We start from the raw sequence: 21,780 nt of genomic DNA, 5'->3' as shown, positions 1-21,780 counted from the left end.
TCTCCGCAGGGGGACCTTTCCATCATGTTCCGGGCCCTGATCTATCTCCTGCCTCTGGCGCTGACGATCTACGCGTTCATCGACTGCCTGAACACCCCCGAGGACGAGGCCAAGCACCTTCCGAAGATCGCCTGGGTCTTCATCATCCTGCTGTTCTGGATCGTCGGCCCGATCGTCTGGCTCGCCGCGGGCAAGATGCGCCACGCGCCCGCCGGGGGCCGTACGCCCTCCGAATGGCACCGCAACCACCGCTCGCAGTGGGTGGCGCCGGACGACAATCCGGAGTTCCTGAAGGCGCTGAAGGACGAGAACAAGAAGGACGAGTCGCTCCTCAAGGACTGGGAGGCGGACCTGCGCCGCCGCGAGGAGGAGCTGAAGCGCCGTGAGAACGGCGAGAGCCCCAGCGCCTCCGGCGAGTAGCTCCCACGACCGTGAACGACGCGGACATGCTCGCCACCGCCCTCGCCGAGGCCCGCACGGGTCTTGCCGAGGGCGGCGTTCCTGTTGGCGCCGCCCTGTACGGAGCGGACGGTGCCCTGCTCGGCCGTGGTCACAACCGCCGTGTCCAGGACGGCGATCCGTCCCTGCACGCGGAGACCGCGGCGTTCCGCGCGGCCGGCCGGCAGCGCTCGTACCGCGGCACGACGATGGTGACGACGCTCTCCCCGTGCTGGTACTGCAGCGGCCTCGTGCGACAGTTCGGGATCTCGCGGGTGGTGATCGGCGAGGCGCGGACGTTCAGCGGCGGGCACGACTGGCTGGCCCGGCACGGGGTGGAGATCGTGCTGCTCGACGACGCCGAATGCGTCGCGCTCATACGGGAGTTCGTACGCGAGCACCCCGAGCTCTGGAACGAGGACATCGGCGCCGGCTGATCCGCCGCCGCGCGGCCGGTAATCGTTCGAAATTCCTCTCTCCTCTCCAACACCCGGGCGATATCCTGGTGTTGACGGTGTGACAGATCGGATCGATCGTCGACGCTGGGGGCGCTGTGGAGAGAGAGCTGTACGGGCGCGAGGCGATTTTCGGCAACGACGGACTTGCGGCGCGCCTGACCGGACTCACTCCGTACGGCTCCGCCCGGGTCGGCTACGAGCACCGCGACGATCTCCCGGTCGCCGTGCTGACCGGCGGGCGCGGCATGGGCAAGACGGCCGTCCTCAAGCAGCTGCGCCATCTGTACCGGGAGATCACCCCGGTCGCCCTGGTCGACTGCGAGGCCGTCGTGGCCCCCGAGGACGCGGGCCCCGGCTGGACCCCGGTCACCGGGGCGCTGCCGGAGCTCGCCACCCAGCTGACGGCGAAGGTGCGTGCCGCCCGTCCGGTGCAGTTCCCCCGGCTGAGCCTCGGGCTGGTGGCGATCGCCTCCATCTCCTGGACCCGCGAGGACGAGACCCGGGCGCGGCGGGATCTCCAGTCCCTCGGCCCGATGCTGGCGACCGTGGACGGCCGCGGGGAGGCGGCGACCGGCTGGGTCACCAAGGTGCTGACGAAGCTGGCCGCCAGCGCCTTCGACTCGATGGCCCCGATGGCCGGAATGGTCGCGGAGGCCACGGTCGAAACGGTCCTGGAGGTGTCGTTCAGCCGCCTCCAGCGGCGCTCGGCCGACTGGTACGGACGCTATCCGCACGCGGGCGGCAACGGCCGGGCCGGGCTGCGGCAGCTGGCGGTCGACTTCGAGCGCGGCGGCGATCTGCGCCGCCGGGCCGAGGACCATCTGGTGCTCGCGCTCGCCGCCGACCTGGTCGCGGCGTACGGGGGCCTGGCCTGGGGCGCCCGCCGGGGCCGCCCGGTGCTGCTCGTCGACAACGCGCACACCCCGCTGGGCCGGCAGCTGGTGGAGCCGCTGCTGCGGCAGCGGGCCGCCGGGGTGCTCGACCGGATCGCGGTGTTCGCCTCCTCCCGGGTCCGGGACCACGAGGGGCTGAGCCATGCGGTGCGGCGGCGGCTGCCGGAGGTGGCGCACGGCTCGCACTGGTCCAGGGGCACGGGGGTGACGGCCGGGATCCTGGCCGTGGAGCTGACCCCGCTCACCCCGGAACAGGTGCGCTCGGCGTTCGACCGGCACGACCGGGCGAGCCGCATCCCGGCCGGGCTGGCCCGTGGTGTGCACCGGCTGACGGGCGGGCGTCCGCTGGCGGTCGAGCTGCTGGCGCTGGCGGCGGGCGAGGCGCCTGAGCCCGCCTCGCTGGTGCCGGGATCGCTGCTGGACCGCACGGTGGAGGTGCGCGAGGACCGGGCGCCCGCCCAGGTCGCCGAGGAACTGCTGACGCGGCTGCTGCCCGGCCCCGGGCAGCGGCTGGACTTCCTCGCCGTGCTGGCCGCCGCGCACGGCGAGGAGTCGGCGCGGCTGCTCGCGGAGAGCCGGCTGGGCCGGGGGTCGCCGGACGGGGACGTGGCGCTGCGGATGCGCGACGCGCTGCGGGCGGACGACTGGCCGGTCGGGCCCGGCCACTTCGTCGCCGATCCGCTGCTGCGCGCCCTGCTGCTGCACCGCCTGCGGTTCCGGGACGGCGACCATCCCTCGTACGCGGTGTGGCAGGCGGTGCACGTCTCGCTGCGCGGGGCGTACGGGCCCGGCGGCCGCCGCCCCAGCGTCCCGCATCTGCTGCACCAGAAGCTGGTGCTGGGCGACGCGGAGGCGTGCGTGGGGCATCTGCGGCTGCGGTTCGACGGGCCGGACGTGACCCAGTGGCTCGAATCGCTGCGCTTCATCGCCTCGGCACCGTACCCCCGCGTCCGGGGACACACCGGCCCCGATCCGCGGCGCGCGGTCGCGCTCGGCAGGGCCGACAACGCGGCGCCGAGAGGGCTCGAACCGGCGGTCGCGGAGCTCCATGTACTGCTGCGCCGGCTGCTGCACGGCATCTGGCTGCTGTCCGATCCACTGGCCCTGCCGGACGAAGAGGTGATCGACAAGATGGCGCACGAACTGCGACAACTGTCCGGCCGGCATCCGACGGGCAACAGCGTGCTGTGGGACGCGGCGACGCACTGGCCGCGGGACATCAGGGCCTGGCGTCCGCTGTCCATGCCTCCGGGAGAGCCGGACGCGGACGGCGGCGGGCAGCGGCGGCAGCGGGGGAACGGCGGCCCGGATGCGTAATCCACTGCGCTACCGCCTCTGGTACACGACACGGCAGAAGGTCGTCACCTCGGTGCTGGCCGGCGCCCTGGTGATCACGTCCGTCTGGTACGGCATCGGCCGGCTGACCGCCCCCGAGGACCGTTCCTGCGCGAAGGGGGTCGAACGGCCGCAGGGCAGCGACGAGTGCGTCGGTGTCTCCGGCGACGGCTACGACTTCGGGCGGTCGAAGCTGACCGAGGTGGCCTCGGCCATCGCCCGCGAGAACGCCACCCTGAAGTCCGGCCGGTACGCGACGATCGCGCTGCTGCTGCCGCTGACGTCGACGGACGCGGCGATGCAGACGAAGATGCAGCGGGAGCTGCAGGGCGCGTTCGCCGCGCAGTACCGGGCCAACCACCTCTCCAACGAGCAGGTGCCGAAGATCCGGCTGGTGCTCGCCAACACCGGGAAGAACAATCTGCTGTGGCGGCCGACGGTGGACCGGCTGAAGACGATGACCGGGGCCCCGGACAACCTGCGGGCCGTCTCGGGTGTCGCCACCAGCAGTACGCAGATCAAGTCGGCGGTCAGGGAGCTGACCGCCGCGCACATCGCGGTCGTCGGCACCACGATCACGGCCGACGACATCGCCAACGGCCCGAAGGGCGACCCGTTCCCCGGCCTGGCACGGGTCTCGCCGACCAACCGGGACGAGGCGCGCGCCCTGGCCCACTTCGGGCAGGTCAAGGCGGCCAGGGCGCTGCTGGTGCAGGACACCCGTACCGGGGACCACTACACGGACACCCTGCGGGCGGCCTTCACCGAGCTGGTGAAGGGCACCCGGTACCAGCCGGAGCTGTTCACCTCGCGCGGCGACCCCAACGACGAGGGCACCACGGCCAACACCTTCCAGCAGATCACCCACCTGATCTGCGACACGGATGCGGAGACGGTGTTCTTCGCGGGACGCCACGTCCAGCTGCGGCAGTTCATCAACGCGCTCGGGGCGCGCGGCTGCCAGAGCCGCGCGATCACGGTCCTGACCGGCGACGAGGGCTCGTACCTCGGCAGCGACAAGAAGCTCGACCGGAGCGCGCTGCGCCGGAAGGTGACCGTCCGCTACGCCTCGCTGGCGCACCCGGACACCTGGGCGGTCGGACGGAAGGGCGAGAGCGCGACGGGCGGTTCCCCGGCGGACTACCGGGCCTTCCTGGATCTGCTGGCCACGGTGTCGAAGAAGCCGGCCGGCCCGATCGGCCCGACGGACCACCAGGCCCTGACCGACGGCCAGGTCATCGTCGCGCACGACGCGATGACCCTGGCGGTGCACGCCGTCCGGCAGGCGACCCCACAGGACGCGCGGCTGCCGCTCCTCGCGGACGTGGGCGAGCAGTGGCCGCGGGTGAAGAGCTCGCTGAAGGTGTCGGGGGCCGGTGGCTGGATCTGCCTGGACAACCACGGCAACCCTTACAACAAGGCGGTTCCGGTGGTGGAGCTGGCGCCCGAGGACGCCCGTCAGCGGTTCGTGGCGATCGCCTGGCCGGAGGGCGGGCCGCCGGACCCGAAGTGCCTGCCGCCGTCCTCGGCGCCGTGACCGGTCACCGCTCGGCCGCCACGTACTCCTCACGCAGCCCGGCCCACCGGACCGGGGTCCACCTCGACCAGTCGGCGGGGTATCCGTCGAGCGCGTCCACGAGGTAGCCGAAGTGGTCGTGCCAGCCGGCCAGACAGTCCAGGCGCAGTTCGTCGTCGCCCCGGAACTCGTTGGTGAACCGCAGCAGCACATGGTCGCCGCGCGGTGGCTCCAGGTGGAAGCGGATGCGGCCGTGGAGCCCTTCGAGGGTGTACTCGGCGACCCGTTCGACGTCCCAGGCGGTGACGGTGCCGGAGGCGACCGTGGCCTGCCCGTCCTGGCCGGTGTTGAGCCAGCGGAGCGTGATCGCCCCGCCGATGCGCGGCTCGAAGGGGTCGGCGGCGGCGAGCCAGCCGACCAGCCCCCCGGAACTGGCAACGGCTGCCCACACCCGCGGAACGGGGTGGGGCAGCCGTAGCGTGAACCTCAGAGTGTGCAGGTCACCGTGGGTCTCGCTGGTTCCGGACTCGATGACCTCGGTCGCGTCGGTCATGGTTCCAGCGTGGCCCTCGGGTGCGGGATCCGCACCCGTACGGGGGAACGGGTCAGACGCCGGCGTAGGAGTGCTTGCCGGTGACGAAGATGTTCACTCCGTAGTAGTTGAAGATCCAGCAGCCGAAGGCGATCAGCGCCAGGTAGGCGGCCTTGCGGCCCTTCCAGCCGGCGGTGGCGCGGGCGTGCAGGTAGCAGGCGTACGCGACCCAGGTGATGAAGGACCAGACCTCCTTGGGGTCCCAGCCCCAGTAGCGGCCCCAGGCGTCGCCCGCCCAGATGGCGCCCGCGATGATCGTGAACGTCCACAGCGGGAAGACGGCGGCGTTGATGCGGTACGAGAACTTGTCGAGCGAGGCGGCCGAGGGCAGCCGGGAGAGCACCGAATGCGCGAACGCACCCGGCTCGCCCCCGTTGGCGATCTTGTTCTCGTAGCTGTCGCGGAAGAGGTACATCAGCGTGCCGACGCCGCCGAGGAAGAACACGGCGCCGCAGATGATGGCGGTGGAGACGTGGATCCACAGCCAGTACGAGTGCAGCGCGGGCACCAGCTGGTCGCTGTCGGTGTAGAGCCACGTGGTCGCGATGCCGAGGTCCAGCAGGACGGTGGTGACCAGGAGCAGCCCCATCCAGCGGACGTTCTTCTTCAACGCGAGGAGGACCAGGTACGCGCCGACCGCCACCGTGGAGAAGGTGATGGAGAACTCGTACATGTTGCCCCAGGGGGCACGCTGCACGGACAGCGCGCGGGCGATGACCCCGCCGGCCTCGACGAGGAAGGCGAGCACGGTCATGGAGACCGCCATCCGCCCGTAGAGGTCGCCCTTGAACGTGCCGCCGGCCGCGCCGGGCCCGTCCGGTACGTCACGGGTTCCGGCCGCCGCACGCGTGATGATCTTCGGGCGGTCCATCACGGCGGTGCCGCCGCCCTGCTGCGCGACCTGCACCTTCACCGAGGCCGCGGCGCCCGCGCCCTCGGCCCCGGCCCCGGTCAGCGCGGCGGCGGTGCGGCCGACCTTGCTGCGGCTGCCGAACACCCATTCAGCGATGTGGGCGAAGAAGGCCAGGGTGTAGACGGCCATCGACGAATAGATCAGCACATTGCTGGTGTGTGCCAGGTTCTCGTTGGTTGCGGCGGCGAGATTCACTTCTCAGCCCCTTCGGCAGGTTCTTCGGAGGATTCTTCGACGGAGTCGGAATCGGAGTCGGAATCGGGTTCGGGTTCGGGGGATGAATCGGACCCGGTTCCGGACTCGTTTCCGGGCTCGGCGTCCGGCTTGGGGGGTGCCGATTCGATGAGCGTGCCCGCGAGGTCGGCCAGCTCCTCGGGAAGCTTCGCGGACTCGCTGCGGCCGAGACCCGCCATTTCGACGACCGTGACGCCGTCCGCGCCGCGTACCGCCCGCACCCAGACCCGGCGCCGCTGGATGAACAGCGAGCCCGCGAGTCCGGCGATGGCGGCGATGGCCCCGGTGAGCGCCCAGCCGCTGGCCGGCTGCTCCGTGATCTGGAAGCTGGCCCACTCCTGGACGCCTTCGAAGGTGATGGAGCCCGCGTCGTCGGGGAGCTTCATCGTCTCGCCGACCAGCAGCCGCTGCTTGAGCTGCTTGCCGTCGGCGTCCTTGAACTCCGTCATCTTGGACTTGTCCAGCTGGTACACGTTCTGCGCCAGCCCGGAGTCGGGGCCGAGGTAGCCGTGGAAGCCGTTGAGTGCCAGTACGGGCATGTCGGCGGCCGGGAACTGCGAGAACATCGTGCCCTTGCCGTTGCCCGCGAAGGTCGGCACGAAGAACGCCTGGAAGCCCAGCTGGGTCTTCTTGCCGTTCTTGTCGCGGTAGCCGTCGAAGACCTTGATCGCACCGGACGAGGTGACGTTGTTGTCGATGGGCAGCAGCGGCACCGCGCTCCGGTAGACCTCCTTGCCCTTGCCGTCCTTGACGGAGACGATCGGCGCGTAGCCGTGCGCGTTGAGGTAGACCTTGGTGCCGTCGATGACGAGGGGCTCGTTGACCCTGATGACGGCCTTCTGCGACTTGCCGTACGCACCCTTCTCGTACGTCACATGGGCCTCGTAGGTCCTGGGCGTACCTCGCTGGGGGCCGCTGCGCTCGTACGTGCCGACGAAGTTGTCGAGCTTGAAGCTGAACGGGGCGAACGAGTCGGTGTCGAAGAGCGAACCGGACTTGAAGTCGTCGTACTGGGTGAGCGTGTTGGAGAAGCCGTCGCCCTCGACGACCAGCTTGCCGCCCTCGGACTTGTAGAGCTGTCCGACGGCGAACGCCACCAGCATCACGATCAGGGCGATGTGGAAGACCAGGTTCCCGGCCTCGCGCAGATAGCCCTTCTCCGCGGCGACCGCGTCGCCCACGGTGTGCGCGCGGTAGCGCCGCTTGCGCATCATCGCGAGCGCGGCCTCACGGACCTGCTCGGGCTCGGCCCCGGTGCGCCAGGTGGTGTACGCGGGCAGCCTGGTCAGGCGCTTGGGGGCGCCCGGCGGGCGGCTGCGCAGCTGGCCGATGAACTGGCCGGTGCGCGGCACGATGCAGCCGATGAGCGAGATGAACAGCAGGATGTAGATCGCGGAGAACCACACCGAGCTGTAGACGTCGAAGAACTGGAGCTTCTCGTAGATCGGCGAGACGGTGGTGTGGGCCTTCTTGAAGGTCTCCACCTTCAGCTCGTCCACGCTGTTCTGCGGGATCAGCGAACCGGGGATGGCGCCGAGCGACAGCAGGAAGAGCAGGATCAGCGCGACCCGCATCGAGGTGAGCTGCCGCCAGAACCAGCGGGCCCAGCCGATGACGCCCATGGCCGGCAGCCCGGCCGAGCTCTCCTCGCTCGGGGCGGTGGAGAGATGGGAGCCCGCCGCGCCCAGTTCGGAGACGTTCTCCCGCTCCCGCTCGTCCCGGGCCTCCCGCTCCGGGGCGGAGGGGTTGGACTTGGTGTTGCTCATGGAACTCAGATCCCCACCGTGAAGCCGTTGGACCAGACCTGCAATTGCTGCATCATCGTGCCCCACGCGCCGGTCAGCAGGAGGAGACCGGTCACGATCATCATGCCGCCGCCGATGCGCATGACCCATGCGTAGTGGCGCTTGACCCAGCCGAACGCGCCGAGCGCCTTGCGGAAGGCGACGGCGGCGAGCACGAAGGGGACGCCGAGGCCGAGGCAGTACGCGACGGTCAGTATCGCCCCGCGCCCGGCGGTGCCCTGGTCCACCGCGAGGATGCTCACCGAACTGAGAGTGGGGCCCAGGCACGGGGTCCAGCCGATCCCGAAGAGGGCGCCCAGCACGGGCGCGCCCGCCAGCCCGGTCACCGGCCTCTTGTGGATACGGAACTCACGCTGGGTCATCCAGGGCATCAGACCCATGAAGAAGATCCCCATCAGGATCATCAGCACGCCGAGGACCTTGGTGAGCACCTCGCTGTGCGCCTGGAGGGTCTGGCCGAAGAAGCCGAAGAGCGCGCCGCCGGAGACGAACACGGCGGTGAAGCCGAGCACGAAGAGCGAGGCGCCCGCGACCATGCGCCCTCGCTTGGCCTGCGCCAGGTCCGTGCCGCTGACCCCGGTGACGTAACTGAGGTAGCCGGGCACGAGCGGCAGGACGCACGGCGAGAAGAACGAGACGAGTCCGGCGAGCACGGCGAGGGGCAGGGCGACCAGCAGGGCCCCGCTCCTCACGATCTCGTTCTGGGCGGCGGCGAGGGCGATCACCTGATCACTTCTCCGCGATCAGCGGGTCGATCATCTTGTGCAGCTTCTCGGAGTCGAGCGCGGCCAGCGAGCGGGCGGCGATCTTCCCGTCCCGGTCCAGGACCACGGTCGACGGAATGGCCTGCGGGTTCAGCGTGCCCTTGGGGAAGCGGAGCATGAGCTTGCCGGTCGGGTCGAAGAGGCTCGGGTACGGGACTCCGTAGTCCTTCTCGAAACTCACCGCGGGGCCCTTCTGGGGGTCCCGGGTGTTGATCCCGACGAACTGGACGTCCTTGTCCTTCATCTCCCTCGCGACCCGCGAGAAGTACTGGGCCTCAAGACGGCAGGGCCCGCACCACGAGCCCCACATGTTCAGCACGACGACCTTGCCCTTGTAGTCGGCGACGTCGAGCTGCTTGCCGTCGAGGGTCTCGCCGTCCAGCTTCGGGGCGGCCTTGCGGGCGCCCTTGTCCACGGTGGAAATGCCGCCACTGCCCGTGACGAAGTTCGTGTTGCCACCGCCGCCGGCCTTGTTGCCGTCCCCGCCGCACGCGGTCAGCGTGAGGGCGAGGGCGGCGACCGCAGCAGGGGCGGCGAGCAGGGTGAAGCGGCGTCGAGGTGCGCGGCCATAGCTCATGTGAAAAGTTTCGCATGGCGGTTCCGGCGATCTCGGGCACCCCCCTCGGTGCCCGTAAAGCCCGTTGTCAGGCTTGTTTAAAGAAGGCGTTCCAGCCGCCTTCGGGCGACTGTCCGACCTCCAGTGTGCGGAGCTTGTCGAGTACGGCCGGGGTCTGGACGTCGAGCCAGTCGACGAACTGCCGGAAGGAGACGAGCCGCACATCCGGCTTCCCCGCGATTTTCTTCAGCACTTCCTCGACGGCGTCCATGTAGATGCCGCCGTTCCACTCCTCGAAGTGGTTTCCGATGTAGAAGGGTGCGCGATTCGAGGAGTACGCGCGGTTGAAACCGGCGAGGTACGACTGGGTGGCCTGCTCGCGCCATTCGGGATACCGCGAGGGCATGCCCTTGGTCGAATTCAGCGACTGGTTGGCGAGGATGTTGTAGTCCATGGAGAGGACCTCGAAGGTGTGCCCCGGGAAGGGCATCGCCTGGAGCGGCAGGTCCCAGACACCGTCCCGCTTCTTGGGCCAGACCTGGGTGCCGCCGGGCGAGCTGGCGTCGTAGCGCCAGCCGAGCCTGCTCGCCGTCGGCAGCAGATTCTCCTGGCCGAGCAGACAGGGGGCGCGGCCGCCGACCAGCTCCTTGCGGTAGTCGAAAGGCAGCGGGTCGAGGTCGGTCCAGCCGGTGTTCGTGCGCCATTCGGTGACGAACGAGACCGCCTGATCGATTTCGTTCCGCCACTGCTCGGACGACCAGTTCGCGACCGATCCGGAACCGCTGCAGAAATGCCCGTTGAAGTGGGTTCCGATCTCGTGCCCGTCGAGCCAGGCCCGACGGACGTTCTTCAGCGTCTCCTTGATGTGGGCGTCGGTGAGATAGCCGATGTCGGAAGCGCCGACGGGGTTGTTGGGCGGCCGGTACATGGACTTCTTCGACTCGGGCAGCAGATAGATCCCCGACAGGAAGAAGGTCATCGCCGCGTCATGCTCCTTGGCGAGTTCCAGAAAGCGCGGGAAGAGTCCGTTGCCGACCTCGCCCGCCCCGTCCCAGGAGAAGATCACGAACTGCGGCGGGGTCTCGCCGGGTTCGAGGGGCACCGGCCTGGCGGGCTGGTGCGGCTGCTTTCCGGTGTCGGCGGTGGAACCGTCCCCGATCTCCCGCACGTCCTTCTTCGCGGGCCCGGTTCCGCGAGTGCTCCCGTCGGACCCCTTCTCCCCCGTGGTCCCCGACCGGCTCGTGCCGGAAGAGCCGGAAGAGCCGAAGGTGCCGCAGCCCGCAACCCCGACGGCGGCGGCTCCAAGCCCGGCTCCGAGCAGACCCCTTCGGCTGATGTCACGCATGATTACCCCATCTGCGGTCGTTTTGCCTTAAGTCCATACAAACTGGCGATGGGTTAGATGGCGGAATCAACACAGGGGTTCCGCTGATTAACACACAAATCTTTGCGTGACCAGGCCCCAGCCATGACCGAACGCATGACCTAGCAGGCGGGACGAGACAGGGCGGGAGCAGCGCTCGACCGCCATCGCGGACCGCGATCGCGGACCGCGAACGAATCGCCGGACGGGCGAAGATCACGCCCGTCCGGCGATTGAGGACAAAACATCGACCAAGAACAAACCGGCACCCGGCGACCGGGCCCGGGACCCCCGCACCCCGCCCGGCCCTGGCCGACCCATGGGCCGGCTACGCGCCGAACGCCTTCGACTTCCCCTTCACCGGCTTCGCCCCGGCCAGCAGATGCGCCGGCACCAGGTCCCGCGCCGGCTCCGAGTACCCGACCGACACGATCTTGTCGCCGTGGTACGTGAAGCTGGTCAGCGAGGCGAGGGTGCACTGCCGCTTGCGCGGGTCGTGCCACAGCCGCCGCCGCTCGACGAAGCTGCGCACGATCCAGATCGGCAGCTGGTGGCTGACGCACACCGCCTCGTGGCCGCGGGCCGCGTCGCGCGCCGCGTCCAGAGCGCCCATCATCCGTACGACCTGCTCGATGTACGGCTCGCCCCACGACGGGCGGAACGGGTTGGTCAGGTGCTTCCAGTTGTCCGGCTTGCGCAGCGCGCCGTCGCCGACGCCGAAGGTCTTGCCCTCGAAGACGTTGGCCGCCTCGATGAGCCGCCCGTCGGTGGCCAGGTCCAGGCCGTGCGTCTTGGCGATCGGGGTGGCCGTCTCCTGGGCGCGCTCCAGCGGCGAGGCGACGACATGGGTGATGTCGCGGCCGGCCAGGTGCTCGGCGACCCGGTCGGCCATCTGCCGGCCGAGCTCGGAGAGGTGGTAGCCGGGGCGGCGCCCGTAGAGCACGCCCTCCGGGTTGTGCACCTCGCCGTGCCGCATCAGATGGACGACGGTGATGTCCTTGCCGTCCTTGCCCTTGCGGGCTCCGTCCTCCTGCTTACCGCTTCCGTTCTCGCTCATGCGGTGGCCTCCGAGGCTGCGCGGGCGGCGGCGGGCAGGGCGGCGGCGATGCGCTCGACGGCCTGCGTGTCATGGGCGGTGGAGACGAACCAGGACTCGAAGGCCGACGGCGGCAGGTAGACGCCCTGCGACAGCAGCGAGTGGAAGAAGGCGGTGAAGCGGAAAGCTTCCTGCTGCTTGGCGTCCTCGTAGTTCCGCACCGGGCGGTCGGTGAAGAAGACGGAGAACATGTTGCTCGCCGCCTGCACGGTGTGCGCCACGCCCTCCTTGGCCAGCGCCTCGCTGACCAGGCCGCGGATCTCCGCGGAGACCGCGTCCACCTTGGCGTACGCCGCGTCGTCGAGCAGCCGCAGCTGGGCGAGACCGGCGGCGGTGGCGATCGGGTTCCCGGAGAGGGTGCCCGCCTGGTAGACGGGACCGGCCGGGGCGAGGTGGGCCATCACGTCCGCGCGCCCGCCGAAGGCCGCGGCCGGGAAGCCACCGCCCATGACCTTGCCGAAGGTCATCAGGTCGGGCCGCACCCCGTCGACGCCGTACCAGCCGGCCTTCGACGTACGGAACCCGGTCATGACCTCGTCGGAGATGTAGAGCGCACCGTTCGCGGCGCACAGCTCCTTGAGCCCGGCGTTGAAACCGTCCAGCGGCGGTACGACGCCCATGTTGCCCGGCGATGCCTCGGTGATCACACAGGCGATCTCGCCGGGGTGCGCGGCGAACGCCTCGCGGACGGCGTCCAGGTCGTTGTACGGCAGCACGATCGTGTCGCCGGCCTGCGCACCGGTGACCCCCGGGGTGTCCGGGAGGCCGAAGGTCGCGACCCCGGAACCGGCGGCGGCGAGCAGTGCGTCGACGTGGCCGTGGTAGCAGCCGGCGAACTTCACCACCTTGGCCCGGCCGGTGAATCCACGGGCGAGGCGGATCGCGGACATGGTCGCCTCGGTGCCGGACGACACCAGCCGCACCTGCTCCACGGGCTCGACCCGGGCCACGATCTCCTCGGCGAGCGCGACCTCGCCCTCACCGGGCGTACCGAACGAGGTGCCGCGGGCGACGGCCTCCTGGACTGCGGCGATGACCTCCGGGTGGGAGTGGCCGAGGATCATCGGCCCCCACGAGCACACGAGGTCGACGTACTCACGGCCGTCGGCGTCGGTGAGGTACGGACCGTTGCCGGACACCATGAAGCGGGGCGTACCGCCCACGGCCCGGAAGGCACGTACGGGAGAGTTCACGCCGCCGGGCGTCACGAGGGACGCGCGGTCGAAAAGCGTCTGCGAAACTGGGGCGTCATAGGGAAAGCTCACACAAGCCATGGTGTCAGAGCCACGGACGGTCTTGCGGACAGGTGTTTCACCGCACGCCCGTGGGGGAGGTCACTGACACGATGATCGGGTTGCGCGGCGGGGGCTGTGTCTCCTAAGTAGTAGTCGGGTGGATGAGATATGCATCGCGGTGGCGGAGTGGGCGAAGGGACCGACGACCTGGGGCCCGAGCCTGCCCGGCGGGGTCGGCACCGGCGTGATGCGGAGCGCGAGCAAGGCATACGGGCCGGTGGGGCGCAGCATGGCGAAGCCGGAAGCAGGAGTGGTGGCCGGGTGGGGGTGACCTACAAGTACTTCGGTGCCCCCGACGGGGCCACCGCGGCACGCGTGCCCATTTCGATGCGCCCCGAGGAGCTCGGCGGTGACGAGCTGGGCATGGGCGGCATGTTCACCAAGATCAAGCCGGAGACGGTGGCGGCGATGGTCCTCACCGGAATTCAGGGCGTGCCCCTGCACAAGGTCCCGCCACTCGAACTGGTGGTGCTGCACCCCGACTACGCGGTGGTCAAGCTTCCGATGACGGTCGTCGACCCGCTGCGCGGCGTCGGCGAGGAGTCGGTGGGTGCCGCGGCGTTCATCTGGTCCACGGTCCCGGACCGCGGCGGCCCGCGCGACGCGTTCAACGTCTACCAACTCCTGCACGAGTGGCAGGACTTCTCGCACCGGCTGCACGACGCGGGGCACCAGGCGTACTGCCTGGTCTGGCCCTGACCCGGAGGGCCGGGGGCCGGGGGCCGTGCCGTACGGGGCAGGCGCCCGGCAGCGAGGCGGTGGCCCCGGGGTGAGGAAGCGCAAGCCCTCGTGGGAACAGCACCGCGTGCGGCCGCGGGGTGGCGTCCTCGCCCACCCCGCGGCCGCACGCGGATGAATCGGAGATGGAACAGAAAGGTCAGGCGGCCACGGAAGCGGCCGAGCGGACCTTGGCGATCACGTCGGCGAGGGCGGTGACGACCTCGGCGTCGTCGGCCGGGTGGGTCTCCGCGAAGCGCGTCACGGAGCCGGGGATGGACAGCTTGACGTCCTCCAGGACCGCGGCACCCGCGATGCCGGCGGACTTGCGGGCGTCGTCCTGCGCCCAGACGCCGCCGTACTGACCGAAGGCGGTGCCGACCACGGCGACCGGCTTGCCGGAGATGGCGCCGGCGCCGAACGGGCGGGACAGCCAGTCGATGGCGTTCTTCAGGACGGCCGGCATGGTGCCGTTGTACTCGGGCGAGAAGAGCAGGAACGCGTCGGCGTTCGCCGCCGCCTCACGCAGCCGGGCGGCAGCGGCCGGGACGCTTCCCTCGACGTCGATGTCCTCGTTGTAGAAGGGCACCTCGGCCAGGCCCTCGAACAGCTCGATATCGGCGCCCTCAGGGGCGTGCTTGGCGGCGGCTTCGGCGAGCTGGCGGTTGTGCGAACCGGCGCGGAGGCTGCCGACGAGCGCGAGGATGCGTACAGACATGGGTAACTCCCGAGAGGCGGAGAGGCATGTACATCGAGTACATCAAATGAGCCGTATCAAGCGGACCGCGGTCCGTTTAAAGTTGTACCACCTAAACGGACCGCGGTCCACTTGTCTCTCCCGGGCGTTACGCTGAGGACATGACCGGCTCCGCCACCCCTCCGACGCCGAGGCTGCCCGAACCAGGAGAAGCACGGACGAATCTCCCGCTCGCCCCGATCGACGAACCCCCGCAGCTGAGGGCGGACGCGGCACGCAACCGCACGCTCCTGCTGGACGCCGCTTCCCGGCTCCTGACCGGATGCGGGGCGGCGGATCTGACCATGGAGTCGGTGGCCGCCGCGGCGGGGGTGGGCAAGGGAACCGTCTTCCGGCGCTTCGGCGACCGGGCCGGGCTCCTGCTCGCGCTCCTGGACCACCGGGAGAAGCAGCTCCAGGCCGCCTTCCTCTCCGGCCCGCCGCCACTGGGCCCGGACGCCCCCGCAGCGGAGCGGCTGCACGCCTTCGGGCCCGCCGTCCTGCGCCACGAACGCGACAACCACCCGCTGATCCTGGCCAGCCGGACCGACCCGCTGCGCAACTACACCGTCCCGGCGCTCCGTCTGCGCCTCAACCACCTCGCGATGCTGCTGCGGCAGGCGAAGGTGCCCGGCGATCCGGAGCTGCTCGCGCACACGCTGCTGGCCTCCATCGACGCCGCCCTCGTCCACCACCTCACCACCGAGCGCGGCATGCCGGTGGAGCGCCTGGAGGAGGCCTGGCACCACCTGGTCACCCGCCTCGGGGCAGCCGTCCGAGGAGGGCAACCGCCCGAGGACGGCCCGGGGCAGCCGTCTGCGGCCGCGCCGGGGCAACCGCCCGGCGAGACCGCTCCGGCGTCCGGGTCGGCATCCGCTTCGGCGTCCGCACGTCGGGCGGCAGGCGCGCGAGCCGGGCGGCGGGCGGCGGGCGCGTGAGCCGGGCGGCGGGCGGCGGGCGCGTGAGCCGGGCGGCAGGCGGCGGGCGCGTGAGCCGGGCGGCAGGCGCGTGAGCCGGGCGGCGGGCGCGTGAGCCGGGCGGCGGTGATGCCGGTCCGGGTAGCGGCGCCGCAGCTCCGCGGCGGTCTCCTCCGGCACCCGTCCGGCCCATTGCCCGGGCATCTCGCCGCCGGCCTGCGGCGCGTACGAGAACGGCTGCCACTCCCCCTCTCCACGCTCCCCCACCCGGCGAGACCCCGGAAACCCGGACCGTCTCCCGTACCGTCCCGGCGGCACTTGATACATGCTGGAAGGACATCGACAGTTCCCGATCCGCGGGGGTCAGATGTCCGCCCAGACGCTCACCGACACGGTGGTGACCGACCTCGTCGCCGACGCCACCGCCGCACCGTCCATGCACAACGCCCAGCCCTGGCTCTTCCGGTACTCACGCGGCGACCGCACCCTCGCCCTCCGGGCCGACTTCGAGCGCGCGCTGCCGGCGGCCGACCCCTCCGCCCGCGCCCTGCACGTGGGCTGCGGCGCGGCCCTGCTGAACCTGCGGGTGTCCGCCGCCCACCACGGCCTGGCCGCGGCCACCACGTTGCTGCCCGCCCCGTCGGATCCGGCGTTCCTGGCAGTCGTACGGCTCGACGACGCCCTCGGCAGCCGCCCCGGCACCCCGAGCGATCGGGCCGACGAGGCGCTCCGCGCCCTCCACCCCGCGATCGCGGAGCGGCACACCAGCCGCTACCCGTTCGACGAGCAGCCGATCCCCGACGACGTCCGCGCACGCCTCGTGGGCGCGGCCCGTACCGAGGGCGCGGACCTCACGTTCCTGGTCCCGCCCCATCTGGAGACCGTGCTCGACCTGATCCGGGACGCCGAGGGATACGACCGGGGCGACCCGGCGCGAGAGGCCGAGCAGGAGCACTGGGCCCGGTTCACGAAGACCGACGCACCGGACGACGGCATCCCTGACTACGCCTTCGGCCCGCGCGACGCCTCCGAGCGGGCGGTCAACCGCGACTTCACCGGCACCCGCGCCCCCGACGGCCGGGCCCGCGTCCTGTTCGAGCGGCGGCCTCAGCTGGCCCTGCTGAGCACCGAGAACGACCGCCCGGCGGACTGGCTCCGCGCCGGTCAGGCGCTGGAGCGCGTCCTGCTCGCCGCCACGCTGGACGCGGTGTCCACCTCGTTCGCGACCCAGCCCATCGAATGGCCGGACCTGCGCTGGGTCCTGCGCGACCCGCTCCACGGCACGGGACACCCCCAGATGATCATCCGCCTGGGTTACGGGCCCACCGGGCCGCGGACACCGCGCCGCCGCCTGGACCGGGTGCTGACGATCGAGCCGTAGGAACGGTCGACACACCGTGAGGGCGATCGGACCGACGCGGAAGCGGGAAAGGCGGTGGGGGCGATGAGGTTCCCGGTGGTCGTCGGGGTGGACGGCTCGGAGGGCAGCCTGCGAGCCCTGGACTGGGCCGCGGCGGAAGCGGCCCGCACCCGGCTCCCCCTGCGCGTCGTCCACGCGTCGCTGTGGGAGCACTACGAGGGCCTGCGGCCCCCCGCCGACCCCCAGGTCCCCGGCGAACAGCTCCTCGCCGAGCATCTGGTCGCCTCGGCCCGGGACCGGGTGCGGGATCTCAGTCCCGAGGTGAGCGTGGTGGCCGACGTGCAGCCCGAGGACCCGGTGGCCACCCTCGTACGGGAGAGCCACGAGGCCTCACTCGTCGTCCTGGGCTCCCGGGGCCGGGGCCGGATCGCCGGAATGCTCCTGGGGTCCGTGGGGCTCGCGCTGGCCGGCCGGTCGCACTGCCCGGTCGTGGTGATTCCGGCGCGGCAGCCCGGCACACCGGCGACACCCGGGAGCGTCGTCGTCGGCATCAGCAACGCCACCGGTCCGTCGGCCGCCGCCGTCTTCGCCCTGACCCAGGCCGCGTCGCGACACGGCGAGCTCACCGCCGTACGCGCCTGGCGCCGCCCCGCGCACGCGCTCCTCAGCCACCCGCCGCTCCCCGGCTCCTCCTCGTCCGCCTACCGCCGCCAGGCCGAGGAACACCTCGAAGAGGTCCTGAAGGCCCTGGAAACCCTGGAGGCACGGAAGAAGCAGGACAGGCAGGACGCGCAGGACAGCCAGGAGGCCCACGACGACGGCTCCGGAGCCGTCGTCATCCACCGGTCGGTGGCGCAGGGACCGGCGCACCAGGTACTGATCGAAGCCGCCGAGACCGCGGAACTCCTGGTCGTCGGCGCCCGGCGGGCCGGCGGATGGCACGGACTCCAACTGGGCCCGGTCAACCACGCGGTGCTGCACTACTCGCCCTGCCCCGTCGCCATCGTCCCGGACACGTACCAGGGCTGAGGGCACCGACCGGGCGCCCGTCGGCCGGCCTTACGGTTCTCCCCGTACCGATGCGCCGACGTACGGGTCGACGCACACGCACGCACTCGCTCGCTCGCTCGCGAAGGGGAGGACCCGCCCATGGCCGGCAGAGCCGCCGCACGCCTCGTCACCACGCTCGCCGCACCGCTGGACCGCGCGCAGAACACGGCGGACGCCCCGCAGCTCCTGCACTGGCCGGACGCAGAACCCACGCCCGGTGACGGGCAGCGGGCAGTCGGCCGACGCCTGCTCGTCCAGCGCGGCGACGCCGAACTGATCGCCGTCGACCCCGGCGCCCCGGACGCGGCGCCGGTCCGCTTCCCCGCGCCCTGGCCCCGCAACTTCGGCACCTTCACGGTGTCGCCGCGCGGCGACCTCGCGGTCTTCGCCGGGGTACACGCGGTGCGCGCGGTGGATCCCACGGGGGCGGTGCGCTGGGAGGTGCGGCACGGCTGCTGGGACGGCAGCTGCCGCACGCTCCACAACGCGTACGAGGAGTACGCGGCCGATCACAGGCATATCTACGCGGACAGCGGCTCGGCCGTGTTCTCCGCGGACGGGGCGCTCGTCTGGGCCCATATCCGCGGGCCGGTCGCCGCGTCCGGCCCCGATCCGGAGGCGCTGGACGAGTGGCTGGTCATCGACGCCGCCGACGGACGGGTGCTCGGCCGGGCGGAGACCGAGACGGTGGCGGCCGGTTCCGATCACGTCCCGCATCCCGACCCCGCCCGGATGGGGCTGAGCGTCGGCGAGGGCCAGGACGGGGTACCGCTGCGGTGGGGCCGGTGGGACGGCGAGAAGCTCTCCGTCGAGCAGTTCTGCAACGACGAGCGGATCCTGACGGGGGTGAGCCCCTCGGGGGACCGCTTCGTGACGGTGACCCATTACGGGGAGGCGCTCGGCGTGCACCGGGTCGACGACGGTTCCGTACTCGCCGAACTCGACACCGAGCACACCGTCCCCCGCCACCCCGAGGCCGATCCCGACGACCGGGACGCCGACGAGACGTGCTGGGACTACGAGTGCGGCTTCCTCGACGAGGAGACCGTCATCGCCGGTACGGCGGAGCGGGACGAGGAGTACGGCGAGCCGCGCCACTGGCTGGTGAGCACGGCCGGGGCGGAAATGCGGGTGGCCGCGCAGGTCACGTACCCGTTCCCGATATCCGGCGCTCCCACGGCGCTCGGCGACGGCACCTGGTACACGGTGTCGGAACCGGGGTCGGAGTCGGGCGACGCGGTGCATGTGTGGAGCCGGTAGACCGGCCGAATCGATGGCCGAATCATCGGCCGAAGAAAGATCTACAGCCGGCCCGGCGAACCTGCCGATGCAGAAGAGACCTGCCTTCGTCCCGTGTGTGCGAGGAGGTCTGCCGGGGGCGACGCCCTGCTGGCCCTGTCCATCCCCGTGCTGCTCTTCGCCTGCGGCATCTACGCGGCGTGCGAGAGCTGGTGGCGGCGTCGGCGCCCGGCGCCCCCGACCCCGTACCCCCATCGGGCGGCCCACCGGGCGGCCCGGCTGGACGAGCGCGCGATGCTGGTGGACGCCGAGGGGGTCGTGGACGGCGCGTTCACCGGACTGGACGGCCTCTACGACACCCCGGATGCCCCGGAGGGCGGGTCCCCCGCCCCCGCCCTCCGGCCGCCGAGGTCAGGCGACGGGCGGTCTCCAGCCGGGATCCCGGCCGGTCAGAGCGAGCACCTCGTCGAACGGGCCAGCCCCGTCCGGTACGGGGTGCGGCTCGCCGAACACCTTCGCCTTCCTGGCCATCGGGGCCATCGAGGCCAGCGCGGTACCGATCTCGCCCAGCACGGACTCGTCCGGGGTGAAATCCTGGCCGGTGGCCCGCGCCAAGTCCCAGGCGTGGACGGTCAGATCGCCCAGCACCATGTTCCCGACGGTCCTGGCCGGAAGCCCCATGGCCCCCGTGGTCCCCTCGTCCGCGCCGGGCACGGCCCAGGCCGCCACCAGCTTGGCCGCCTCCTCGCCGAAGCGGGTCCGCCAGTCCCCGGTGACGACGTCCGGCGTCGTACCGAAGTCGGCCTCCTGCCTGGCCGCCAGGGCCTGGAAGTTGACGATCACCTGGAAGAGATGGTTGATCAGGGCCCGTACGTCGTACTCCGCGCACGGCGTGGGCGCGCCGAGGCTGTTGTCGTCGATCCCGTCCAGCACGGCCACGGCCGGTCCGACGGCCGTATCCAGCAACTCACTGATCTTCGTCATCGTTCGACGATGCACGACCGGGCGGACGGGCGCTTGAAGAAATGCGACATCGCCCGCACCCCGACGGCCCGCAGATCATAGGATCGCCGCCATGGCCGGTCCTCGACGCGACACCCGGGGCATCGTCGACGCCCCCGAACTCTTCGCCCAGGTACGTTTCCGGCGCCGTGAACCCGCCGCCGGGCTACGGCCGTACGTCGACCACTACTGGCTCATCGACTGGGACCTGTCCCAGCCGTACGCCTCCCATGTGGTGCCGCACCCGTCGGTGAATCTGGTCTTCCAGCGGTTCGAGCAGGAGAATGGCACGGCCCTGCCCGGCCCCGCCGGTTTCGTGGAGGTCTCGGGCATCGGACTGGAGCTCTTCACACAGAAACTGGAGCGCCGGGGCCGGGTCTGCGGGGTGAAGTTCCGGCCCGGCGGATTCCGGCCGTTCGCACCGGGGAGGCCGGTAGCGGAGTGGACGGGGCGGCGGCTCCCCGCCGACGAGGTGTTCACCCCGCCCGCCCCGCCGTCCGACATCCTCGGCCCGGCGGACGAGGACGCGCGGGTGGCGGCGCTCGACCGGTACCTGCTGGCGCTCGGCCCGGAACCCGACCCGCAGGCCGAACGCGCGATGGCCCTGGCCGACCTGGTGCGCACGGACCGCACGGTGCGCCGCGTCGACGAACTCGCCCGCGCGGCGGGGCTGTCGCCACGCTCGCTCCAGCGGCTCTTCGCCACGTACGTCGGCGTCGGCCCCAAGTGGGTCATCCTCCGCTACCGCATCCACGAGGCGCTGGAGCGGGCCGAGTCGGACCCGCGGGTGGACTGGGCGGCACTCGCGGCGGAGCTCGGCTACAGCGACCAGGCCCATCTGATCAGGGACTTCACCGCCACGGTCGGCGTGCCCCCGACGGCGTTCGCACCGCACTGACCCCGGTTGTCAGTGCCGCGTCCTACAGTTCCGGTATGGAACGCACCGCTTCGTCGTCCGTACGGATCGAGGCCTGGTCGGATGCCGACCTGGAGCTGCTCCGCCGTGCCAACGCGCCCGAGTTGATGGACCACTTGGGCGGCCCCGAGACGGAGGAACAGCTCATAGCGCGTCACGAGCGCTACGTGGAGCTGAGCGCGGACCGCACGGGCCGGGGCAGGATGTTCCGCATCGCCCTGACGGACGGGGCCGGCGCCGTGGGCACGATCGGCTTCTGGGAGCGCACCTGGCAGGGCCAGGAGGTGTACGAGACGGGGTGGGCCGTCCTCCCCGAATTCCAGGGGCTGGGCATCGCCACGGCCGCGACGACGGCCGTCGCCGAACAGGCCCGCGCCGAGCACAAGCACCGTTTCCTGCACGCCTATCCGTCCGTGGGGAACGGCGCTTCGAACGCGGTGTGCCGCAAGGCGGGCTTCACCCTCCTCGGCGAATGCGACTTCGAGTACCCGCCCGGCCATGTACTGCTGACGAACGACTGGCGACTCGACCTCGAAAACGTTTGACGGGCCGGTCCCACCCCTGGATATTTATCTGCGTCACGCA

General features: G+C 71.3%; 21 protein-coding genes and 1 pseudogene. 12 read left to right on the top strand and 10 right to left on the bottom strand.

Going from position 1 to position 21,780, the window contains the following annotated elements; all coding sequences use genetic code 11:
• The first annotated feature begins 24 nt into the window (after window positions 1-24).
• From OG842_RS22530 to OG842_RS22515, 4 genes are all read left to right on the top strand, one after another.
• Window positions 25-420: a PLD nuclease N-terminal domain-containing protein gene (locus OG842_RS22530; RefSeq protein ID WP_266732058.1), complete on the top strand. Its 396-nt coding sequence runs from the start codon at window positions 25-27 to the stop codon at window positions 418-420.
• A 26-nt stretch (window positions 421-446) separates the two neighbouring features.
• Window positions 447-875, top strand: a complete 429-nt coding sequence (locus tag OG842_RS22525; RefSeq protein WP_266733748.1) for a nucleoside deaminase — start codon at window positions 447-449, stop codon at window positions 873-875.
• A 116-nt stretch (window positions 876-991) separates the two neighbouring features.
• Window positions 992-3,106, top strand: coding sequence for a hypothetical protein (locus OG842_RS22520; RefSeq protein ID WP_266732057.1), 2,115 nt, complete (start codon window positions 992-994; stop codon window positions 3,104-3,106).
• A complete protein-coding gene (locus tag OG842_RS22515) occupies window positions 3,099-4,661 on the top strand; it encodes a hypothetical protein (RefSeq protein WP_266732056.1) in 1,563 nt (520 codons plus the stop codon). The genes OG842_RS22520 and OG842_RS22515 overlap by 8 nt, the downstream gene beginning before the upstream one ends.
• A 4-nt stretch (window positions 4,662-4,665) precedes the next feature.
• On the opposite strand, the gene OG842_RS22510 is transcribed toward OG842_RS22515, so the two are convergent.
• The 8 genes from OG842_RS22510 to hemL all read right to left on the bottom strand — a co-directional run bounded on the left by OG842_RS22510 (window position 4,666) and on the right by hemL (window position 13,237).
• Window positions 4,666-5,193 (bottom strand): hypothetical protein, encoded by a 528-nt coding sequence (locus OG842_RS22510; protein WP_266732054.1) that lies wholly within the window; start codon window positions 5,191-5,193, stop codon window positions 4,666-4,668.
• Between the two features lie 52 nt (window positions 5,194-5,245).
• The gene (ccsB, locus tag OG842_RS22505; RefSeq protein ID WP_266732052.1) at window positions 5,246-6,340 is read right to left on the bottom strand and encodes a c-type cytochrome biogenesis protein CcsB; all 1,095 of its coding nucleotides are present in this window, start codon (window positions 6,338-6,340) and stop codon (window positions 5,246-5,248) included.
• A complete protein-coding gene (resB, locus tag OG842_RS22500; RefSeq protein ID WP_266732051.1) occupies window positions 6,337-8,145 on the bottom strand; it encodes a cytochrome c biogenesis protein ResB in 1,809 nt (602 codons plus the stop codon). The genes ccsB and resB overlap by 4 nt, the downstream gene beginning before the upstream one ends.
• A gap of 5 nt (window positions 8,146-8,150) precedes the next feature.
• The gene (locus OG842_RS22495; RefSeq protein ID WP_266732049.1) at window positions 8,151-8,909 is read right to left on the bottom strand and encodes a cytochrome c biogenesis CcdA family protein; all 759 of its coding nucleotides are present in this window, start codon (window positions 8,907-8,909) and stop codon (window positions 8,151-8,153) included.
• A gap of 4 nt (window positions 8,910-8,913) precedes the next feature.
• A complete protein-coding gene (locus OG842_RS22490; RefSeq protein ID WP_266732048.1) occupies window positions 8,914-9,525 on the bottom strand; it encodes a TlpA family protein disulfide reductase in 612 nt (203 codons plus the stop codon).
• A 67-nt stretch (window positions 9,526-9,592) separates the two neighbouring features.
• Complete coding sequence (locus tag OG842_RS22485) at window positions 9,593-10,849, bottom strand: hypothetical protein (RefSeq protein ID WP_266732046.1); 1,257 nt, start codon at window positions 10,847-10,849, stop codon at window positions 9,593-9,595.
• A 346-nt stretch (window positions 10,850-11,195) separates the two neighbouring features.
• The gene (locus OG842_RS22480) at window positions 11,196-11,924 is read right to left on the bottom strand and encodes a histidine phosphatase family protein (protein ID WP_266732044.1); all 729 of its coding nucleotides are present in this window, start codon (window positions 11,922-11,924) and stop codon (window positions 11,196-11,198) included.
• Window positions 11,921-13,237, bottom strand: a complete 1,317-nt coding sequence (gene hemL, locus OG842_RS22475; RefSeq protein ID WP_376307137.1) for a glutamate-1-semialdehyde 2,1-aminomutase — start codon at window positions 13,235-13,237, stop codon at window positions 11,921-11,923. The genes OG842_RS22480 and hemL overlap by 4 nt, the downstream gene beginning before the upstream one ends.
• Before the next feature lie 118 nt (window positions 13,238-13,355).
• On the opposite strand from hemL, the gene OG842_RS22470 reads away from it, so the two are divergent.
• Both OG842_RS22470 and OG842_RS22465 read left to right on the top strand, forming a co-directional pair.
• Window positions 13,356-13,529 (top strand): hypothetical protein, encoded by a 174-nt coding sequence (locus OG842_RS22470; RefSeq protein WP_266732040.1) that lies wholly within the window; start codon window positions 13,356-13,358, stop codon window positions 13,527-13,529.
• Window positions 13,520-13,957, top strand: coding sequence for a hypothetical protein (locus tag OG842_RS22465; protein WP_266732038.1), 438 nt, complete (start codon window positions 13,520-13,522; stop codon window positions 13,955-13,957). Before OG842_RS22470 ends, OG842_RS22465 begins: the two co-directional genes overlap by 10 nt.
• Before the next feature lie 178 nt (window positions 13,958-14,135).
• Here the strand turns inward: OG842_RS22465 and OG842_RS22460 are convergent, their stop codons facing one another.
• Window positions 14,136-14,693 carry an NAD(P)H-dependent oxidoreductase gene (locus tag OG842_RS22460; protein WP_266732036.1) on the bottom strand — a complete coding sequence of 186 codons (558 nt, stop codon included), beginning with the start codon at window positions 14,691-14,693 and terminating at the stop codon, window positions 14,136-14,138.
• 140 nt (window positions 14,694-14,833) lie between these two features.
• Between OG842_RS22460 and OG842_RS22455 the strand changes: the two are divergent.
• The 4 genes and pseudogenes from OG842_RS22455 to OG842_RS22440 all read left to right on the top strand — a co-directional run.
• Window positions 14,834-15,475, top strand: a pseudogene (locus OG842_RS22455) (TetR/AcrR family transcriptional regulator); the annotation flags it as partial.
• 520 nt (window positions 15,476-15,995) lie between these two features.
• On the top strand, window positions 15,996-17,009 hold the full coding sequence (locus OG842_RS22450; protein ID WP_266732034.1) for an Acg family FMN-binding oxidoreductase: 1,014 nt from the start codon (window positions 15,996-15,998) through the stop codon (window positions 17,007-17,009).
• 63 nt (window positions 17,010-17,072) lie between these two features.
• The gene (locus OG842_RS22445; RefSeq protein WP_266732032.1) at window positions 17,073-18,017 is read left to right on the top strand and encodes a universal stress protein; all 945 of its coding nucleotides are present in this window, start codon (window positions 17,073-17,075) and stop codon (window positions 18,015-18,017) included.
• Between the two features lie 120 nt (window positions 18,018-18,137).
• The gene (locus tag OG842_RS22440) at window positions 18,138-19,298 is read left to right on the top strand and encodes a hypothetical protein (RefSeq protein WP_266732031.1); all 1,161 of its coding nucleotides are present in this window, start codon (window positions 18,138-18,140) and stop codon (window positions 19,296-19,298) included.
• A 390-nt stretch (window positions 19,299-19,688) separates the two neighbouring features.
• Here the strand turns inward: OG842_RS22440 and OG842_RS22435 are convergent, their stop codons facing one another.
• Window positions 19,689-20,261: a TIGR03086 family metal-binding protein gene (locus tag OG842_RS22435; protein ID WP_266732029.1), complete on the bottom strand. Its 573-nt coding sequence runs from the start codon at window positions 20,259-20,261 to the stop codon at window positions 19,689-19,691.
• A 91-nt stretch (window positions 20,262-20,352) separates the two neighbouring features.
• On the opposite strand from OG842_RS22435, the gene OG842_RS22430 reads away from it, so the two are divergent.
• Both OG842_RS22430 and OG842_RS22425 read left to right on the top strand, forming a co-directional pair.
• Window positions 20,353-21,177: a helix-turn-helix domain-containing protein gene (locus tag OG842_RS22430; protein ID WP_266732028.1), complete on the top strand. Its 825-nt coding sequence runs from the start codon at window positions 20,353-20,355 to the stop codon at window positions 21,175-21,177.
• A gap of 35 nt (window positions 21,178-21,212) precedes the next feature.
• Window positions 21,213-21,740, top strand: coding sequence for a GNAT family N-acetyltransferase (locus OG842_RS22425; protein WP_266732026.1), 528 nt, complete (start codon window positions 21,213-21,215; stop codon window positions 21,738-21,740).
• Window positions 21,741-21,780: the final 40 nt, after the last annotated feature.

It is taken from the genome of Streptomyces sp. NBC_00376 (assembly GCF_036077095.1).
In the GTDB taxonomy this organism is placed as follows: Bacteria; Actinomycetota; Actinomycetes; order Streptomycetales; family Streptomycetaceae; genus Streptomyces.
This window is presented reverse-complemented; position numbering and strand designations above follow the sequence as displayed.

Coding starts and splice junctions, on each gene's coding strand:
- OG842_RS22530 (WP_266732058.1), top strand. CDS start 25: ATGTTCCGGGCCCTGATCTATCTCCTGCCTCTGGCGCTGACGATCTAC.
- OG842_RS22525 (WP_266733748.1), top strand. CDS start 447: ATGCTCGCCACCGCCCTCGCCGAGGCCCGCACGGGTCTTGCCGAGGGC.
- OG842_RS22515 (WP_266732056.1), top strand. CDS start 3,099: ATGCGTAATCCACTGCGCTACCGCCTCTGGTACACGACACGGCAGAAG.
- OG842_RS22510 (WP_266732054.1), bottom strand. CDS start 5,193: ATGACCGACGCGACCGAGGTCATCGAGTCCGGAACCAGCGAGACCCAC.
- resB (WP_266732051.1), bottom strand. CDS start 8,145: ATGAGCAACACCAAGTCCAACCCCTCCGCCCCGGAGCGGGAGGCCCGG.
- OG842_RS22490 (WP_266732048.1), bottom strand. CDS start 9,525: ATGAGCTATGGCCGCGCACCTCGACGCCGCTTCACCCTGCTCGCCGCC.
- OG842_RS22485 (WP_266732046.1), bottom strand. CDS start 10,849: ATGCGTGACATCAGCCGAAGGGGTCTGCTCGGAGCCGGGCTTGGAGCC.
- OG842_RS22480 (WP_266732044.1), bottom strand. CDS start 11,924: ATGAGCGAGAACGGAAGCGGTAAGCAGGAGGACGGAGCCCGCAAGGGC.
- hemL (WP_376307137.1), bottom strand. CDS start 13,237: ATGGCTTGTGTGAGCTTTCCCTATGACGCCCCAGTTTCGCAGACGCTT.
- OG842_RS22460 (WP_266732036.1), bottom strand. CDS start 14,693: ATGTCTGTACGCATCCTCGCGCTCGTCGGCAGCCTCCGCGCCGGTTCG.
- OG842_RS22450 (WP_266732034.1), top strand. CDS start 15,996: ATGTCCGCCCAGACGCTCACCGACACGGTGGTGACCGACCTCGTCGCC.
- OG842_RS22445 (WP_266732032.1), top strand. CDS start 17,073: ATGAGGTTCCCGGTGGTCGTCGGGGTGGACGGCTCGGAGGGCAGCCTG.
- OG842_RS22440 (WP_266732031.1), top strand. CDS start 18,138: ATGGCCGGCAGAGCCGCCGCACGCCTCGTCACCACGCTCGCCGCACCG.
- OG842_RS22435 (WP_266732029.1), bottom strand. CDS start 20,261: ATGACGAAGATCAGTGAGTTGCTGGATACGGCCGTCGGACCGGCCGTG.
- OG842_RS22430 (WP_266732028.1), top strand. CDS start 20,353: ATGGCCGGTCCTCGACGCGACACCCGGGGCATCGTCGACGCCCCCGAA.
- OG842_RS22425 (WP_266732026.1), top strand. CDS start 21,213: ATGGAACGCACCGCTTCGTCGTCCGTACGGATCGAGGCCTGGTCGGAT.